Annotated in this window: 5 protein-coding genes; 4 read left to right on the top strand and 1 reads right to left on the bottom strand. The window is 68.3% G+C overall.

Annotation, left to right across the window (positions count from 1 at the left end):
• Positions 1-137 precede the first annotated feature (137 nt).
• From ACIQ87_RS40160 to ACIQ87_RS40145, 4 genes are all read left to right on the top strand, one after another.
• A protein-coding gene (locus tag ACIQ87_RS40160) for an IS5 family transposase (RefSeq protein ID WP_402417208.1) occupies positions 138-1,012 on the top strand; the annotation gives its coding sequence in 2 pieces (ribosomal slippage) (positions 138-528 and positions 528-1,012; 876 coding nt in all).
• 27 nt (positions 1,013-1,039) lie between these two features.
• On the top strand, positions 1,040-1,321 hold the full coding sequence (locus tag ACIQ87_RS40155) for a hypothetical protein (RefSeq protein ID WP_402417206.1): 282 nt from the start codon (positions 1,040-1,042) through the stop codon (positions 1,319-1,321).
• Between the two features lie 311 nt (positions 1,322-1,632).
• The gene (locus tag ACIQ87_RS40150) at positions 1,633-2,985 is read left to right on the top strand and encodes an NF041680 family putative transposase (RefSeq protein WP_402417204.1); all 1,353 of its coding nucleotides are present in this window, start codon (positions 1,633-1,635) and stop codon (positions 2,983-2,985) included.
• A 333-nt stretch (positions 2,986-3,318) separates the two neighbouring features.
• Positions 3,319-4,131, top strand: a complete 813-nt coding sequence (locus ACIQ87_RS40145; RefSeq protein ID WP_402417202.1) for an IS5 family transposase — start codon at positions 3,319-3,321, stop codon at positions 4,129-4,131.
• Here the strand turns inward: ACIQ87_RS40145 and ACIQ87_RS40140 are convergent.
• On the bottom strand, positions 4,106-4,597 hold the full coding sequence (locus ACIQ87_RS40140) for a hypothetical protein (RefSeq protein WP_402417200.1): 492 nt from the start codon (positions 4,595-4,597) through the stop codon (positions 4,106-4,108). The genes ACIQ87_RS40145 and ACIQ87_RS40140 overlap by 26 nt on opposite strands.
• Between the last annotated feature and the right edge of the window lie 293 nt (positions 4,598-4,890).

Here is a 4,890-nt window from a genome sequence, read left to right as displayed (position 1 = left end):
TCCACACCTACAATCACCACCGCGGACACACCGCACTCGCAGGCAAGCCACCCGCCAGCCGCGTCCCCAACCTCACGGGTCAGAACACCTAGGGCCCGTTTCAAATGTGGATCAAGGTCGTGACATGATCACCGCTCGTGGCTCGGGGAGATCTGACAGACGTTCAGTGGGCGGCGCTGGAGTCGTTGCTACCGACCGGCATCAAGGCCGGTCGGCCGCCGGTCCACACCAAGCGCCAGCTGATCAACGGCATACGGTTCCGGACTCGCACGGGCATACCGTGGCGCGATCTGCCCGAACGGTACGGGCCGTGGGAAACCGTGTACGGCCTGTTCCGCCGTTGGCAGCGTAACGGCACCTGGCACCGCATCCTTGAGCAACTCCAGGCCCACGCCGATGCGAAGGGGCTGATCACCTGGGACGTCTCGGTCGACTCGACGATCGCCCGCGCCCACCAGCACGCGGCCGGTGCCCGCAAAAGGGGGACCTGCAGGTCGAGCCGCCCGGCGGCGTCTTCACTGAACCAGACGACCACGGGCTCGGACGCTCTCGCGGCGGGCTGACCACCAAGATTCACCTGGCGGTCGAGCAGGCCCAGAAGCCGATGTCACTCGTGATCACGGCCGGGCAGCGCGGGGACTCCCCGCAGTTCCAGGTCGTCCTGGGCCGCATCCGAGTGCCCCGGCTCGGTCCGGGCCGCCCGCGTACCCGGCCGGACAAGGTCCGCGCCGACAGGGCATACGGCTCCCGTGCCAACCGCGACTACCTGCGGCGACGCGACATCCGGTGCACGATCCCGGAGAAGCGCGACCAGATCGCCAGCCGCAAGAAGCGCGGCTCGCACGGCGGCCGGCCACCGAAATTCGACAAGGACGACTACAAGGAGCGCCACGCGGTGGAGTGCGGGATAAACCGCCTGAAGCGCCACCGCGCGGTCGCCACCCGGTATGACAAGCTGGCCGTTCGCTACGAAGCAACCGTGCTGGTAGCCGCCATAAACGAGTGGCTGTGAGACGCTATCCGCTGCGATCATGCGGCAGTGATCACAGGCCTCCCCGACGAGTGGACGATCGAGCGGGTGCGCTCGGAATCAGGGGATCCCGAAGCGGCCCTGCTATCCCTCGAACGACTCGTCGTTGTCGAGGATCACGGCCTCGCCGACTACGTCCCTCTCCAGCCTGACGTCATCCTCTCCTTCCACGACCTTTGCCTCGTGAGAGCTGACGAGGACTGGTTCATGGGCCATCTCGATGTTGACGGCTCGGTCATCTGCTGGGCCTCTTATGGCTCTGATCTGGACGAAGCCATCCGAGGACTGTGAGCTGTCGGGCAGCTGTCCTGATCACTTTTGAAACGGGCCCTAGCCGTCTCCGCTGACACCAACGGCGGTCAAGCTTCGATGAGACAAACACCGGTCGGTCAAACTTCGCTGAGCTTGTCGTTTTACCTCCGGTGATCGACTTGAGGTTGTTCGATCTGGTCACCCACATGGGGATCTGCCGGACAAGGCAACGGCCTCCGTCTCACGCTGTGTGATGTCGAGTCGCACAACAGAGCCGGAGGCCGTCGGTGTCGAGTGTCGTCCATGAAGCCGTTCGCCAGCAGGCAATTATGGAACTGTCCTCCTTTCGAATGGACTTGTACGCCGCGATGCCCCGCCGTGCGGACGCCCTGTTCGACCTGGCCGACGCCTTGCTGTGTGCCGACGGTCCGGTCCGCGTCCTGGTCGAGCTGGCCCTGGAGCCCGAGCACCGCCGCTCGCACAACTCCCTCTACGCGGCCCTGAACCGCGGAGACCTCGACGCTGACCGCCTGCGGAGCGCGATCGCGGCCCGCAGCGTGCCGCGCGGCCCGGGCGGACGGATCGTGCTCGCCGTCGACGTGTCCGCCTGGCTTCGCCCGGACGCCAACACCAGCGACGGCCGCTCCTTCTGCCACACGTACGGCCGGCGCGAGAACACGCACGAGATGGTGCCCGGCTGGCCGTACTCCTTCGTCGCCGCGCTGGAGTCGGGCTCGACCTCGTGGACAGCACTGCTGGACGCGAAGCGTCTGGAACCCGGCGCGGACACGGCGGCCGTCACTGCCAGCCAGCTGCGCGAGGTGCTGCACAGCATCCTCGATGCCGGCCACTGGAAGCCGGGCGACCCACCGGTGCTGGTCGTGGCGGACGCCGGCTATGACGGCCCGCGACTTGCCTACCTCCTGCAGGACCTGCCGGCCCAGATCGTGGTGCGAATGCGCTCCGACCGCGTCTTCTTCAACCCTGTGCCCGACGACTACCGGGTGGGCCCCAAAGGCGGCAAACCCCGCAGCCACGGAGCTCGGTTCGCGCTGGCCGACCCCGAGACCTGGCGCGATCCCGACAGCGACAGCAAGCACACCAGCCGCCGCTACGGCACCGCCCGCGTCCGCGCCTGGCACCGTCTGCACCCCCGTGTCTGGCGACGCTCCGCCTGGAGCGACCACCAGGGCCAACTCCCCACCATTGAGGGGACCCTGATCCGCCTCGACGTCGACCACCTGCCCTCCGGCGGCACCCCGAAGCCGGTCTGGCTGTGGTTCTCCGACCCCGCCCCCTGCAACGCGGACACCGACACCGCCTGGCACGCGTTCCTGCGGCGCTTCGACCTCGAGCACACCTTCCGTTTCCTCAAGCAGACCCTCGGCTGGACCCGCCCGAAGCTGCGCGAACCCGCCGCGGCCGACCGCTGGACCCACCTCGTCCTGGCCGCCCACACCCAACTCCGCCTCGCCAGAACCCTGTCCGCAGACCTCCGCCGCCCCTGGGAACGACCTCAGCCCGCCGAGCGCATCACCCCCGCCCGGGTCCAGCGCGGATTCCGCAACATCCGCACGCACCTGCCCTGCCCAGCGGCCGTTGCGAGACCCTCCCGGCCCGGCCCCGGGCGCCCACCCGGCCGACCCAACCGCCGCCGAGCCCCCATCTACGACGTCGGACTCGCCCTGGTCACCAACCAGTAGCGAACAGGCAGGCGAGAACCCGAACGCCACAGAAGATGATCAATGGAGGTAAAACAACAAGCTGAGAAGCCGTTGTCGTACCGCTCCTGGGGATTGTCGATCGAACTGGAGTCTCGTTCGGGTGATTGCGGGCGGTGGGCGAATGAAGACAGGGCCTCCGGTGCAGCTCCTGGGTGTTGAAGCCGAAGATGCACCAGGGAGGCCCTGTTGCCGCAGTTGTACGCCATCGTGTCGGGACGGTCCAACTCGACTCGCTCGCAGTGTGATTGTCTCGCACACCGATACGGGAACGCGGCCGACCATGGCGAGCGTGTTCGACGCTACGACTCCGACATGACGGATGCCGAATGGTCCGAGATCAGGGACCTGCTACCCGTGCCGGCATGGATGAACGGCAAGGGCGGTCAGCCGGAGGCCTACTGCCACCGGCAGATGCCGGATGCGATCAGGTACCTGGTCGACAACGGCATCAAGTGGCACGCGATGCCGGCCGACTTCCCGGCCTGGGACCGGGTCTACGCCTTCTGGCGCCGCTGGCGTGACCGCGGACTGGTCCAGGAGTTCCACGACCGGCTCCGGCACAAGGTCCGCGAGAGCGAGGGCCGCAACGCGGAGCCGACCGCGGCGATCATCGACTCCCAGTCCATCCGGGGCTCCGCATCCATGCCGGCCGCATCGCGGGGCTTCGACGGCGCCAAGAAGACCAACGGCCGCAAGCGGCACGTCATTGTGGACTGCCTCGGGCTGCTGCTGATGGTGCTGGTCACCCCGGCCGACGCCACCGACCGGGACGCCGCCTGCGGCATACTGTCCCACCTCGTCGCCCGCTACCGCCAGATCCGACTTGTATGGGCCGACGGCGGCTACAGCGGCCGCCTGGTCGCCTGGGCCCGCAAGACACTGCAGCTCGCCCTGGAAATCGTCAAACGCAGCGACGACCGGAACGGGTTCGTCGTGCTGCCCCGCAGGTGGGTTGTCGAGCGGACCCTGGCCTGGCTGATGCGCTCACGCCGGCTGGCCCGCGACTACGAGAGCCCGCCCGCCAGCAGCGAGGCCGTCGTCCTGTGGTCCATGACCATGCTCATGGGACGCCGCCTCGCCCGCCACCGGGTCCGCGAGGTCAGCCCGCCCGCCGCCGCGGCGTGAAGATCCCGGGCTGGTCCTCGGCCAGCCAGCCCCGCGCGGCCAGCCGCTTGACCTTCACCCGCACGCCCTCGATCTTCGCCGGCACCAACTCCAGGCCCAACAGGCCAGCCAGTTCCTTCGCCCGCAGCCCCTCCGGACCGGCTCCGGTCTCCAGCACGTCCAGCAGCCGCCGGTACTCCGGCGCGAGCACCTCCACCGTCACGCCCTCCCGCCAGCCGGGCACCACCGACCCCGCCACCGGCTCCTTCACCACCACCGGCACCGGCACCGGCTTGACCGGCGCCTGCGGCTGAGCACTCGCGGCCAACGCCTCGGACAGCTCCACCACCGCGATCACGCGCCGCTCCAACACGGCCTCCGCCTCAGCCAGTTCAGCCAGGACCCGCTCCACCTCCGCACGAAGCTCCTCCACCCGCTGCCCAGCGGCCAGCTTCCGATCCTCCAACAGCCCCATCACCGACGGCACTCCGGCACCTCCACCACGCAGACGAACAATGCGCCGTCTCTTCCGCGCAGCAGCCAGCACCATGCCTGACCAGCGGAAACTCACCCGTCACCTTCGGAAACACAACGGCTTCTGACATGGGACGATCGGTCGGTGACTCGACTCGTGAACCCTGACCGCTCCCTGGAGGAGCTTGAGCGCGACCGCTGGTCGGCGCCGTCAGGCGGCTCTACCTTCTGAGCCGGGTTGGTCTGGTCATTCGTAGGGTTGGACCACCCAGGGGTGCTGGGTGTGGCTATCAGGCGGCTGCCGTT

Source organism: Kitasatospora sp. NPDC096204, assembly GCF_044763205.1.
GTDB lineage: Bacteria > Actinomycetota > Actinomycetes > Streptomycetales > Streptomycetaceae > Kitasatospora.
Note: the sequence above shows the minus strand (reverse complement) of the source record. Positions and strands in the feature narration are given on the sequence as shown.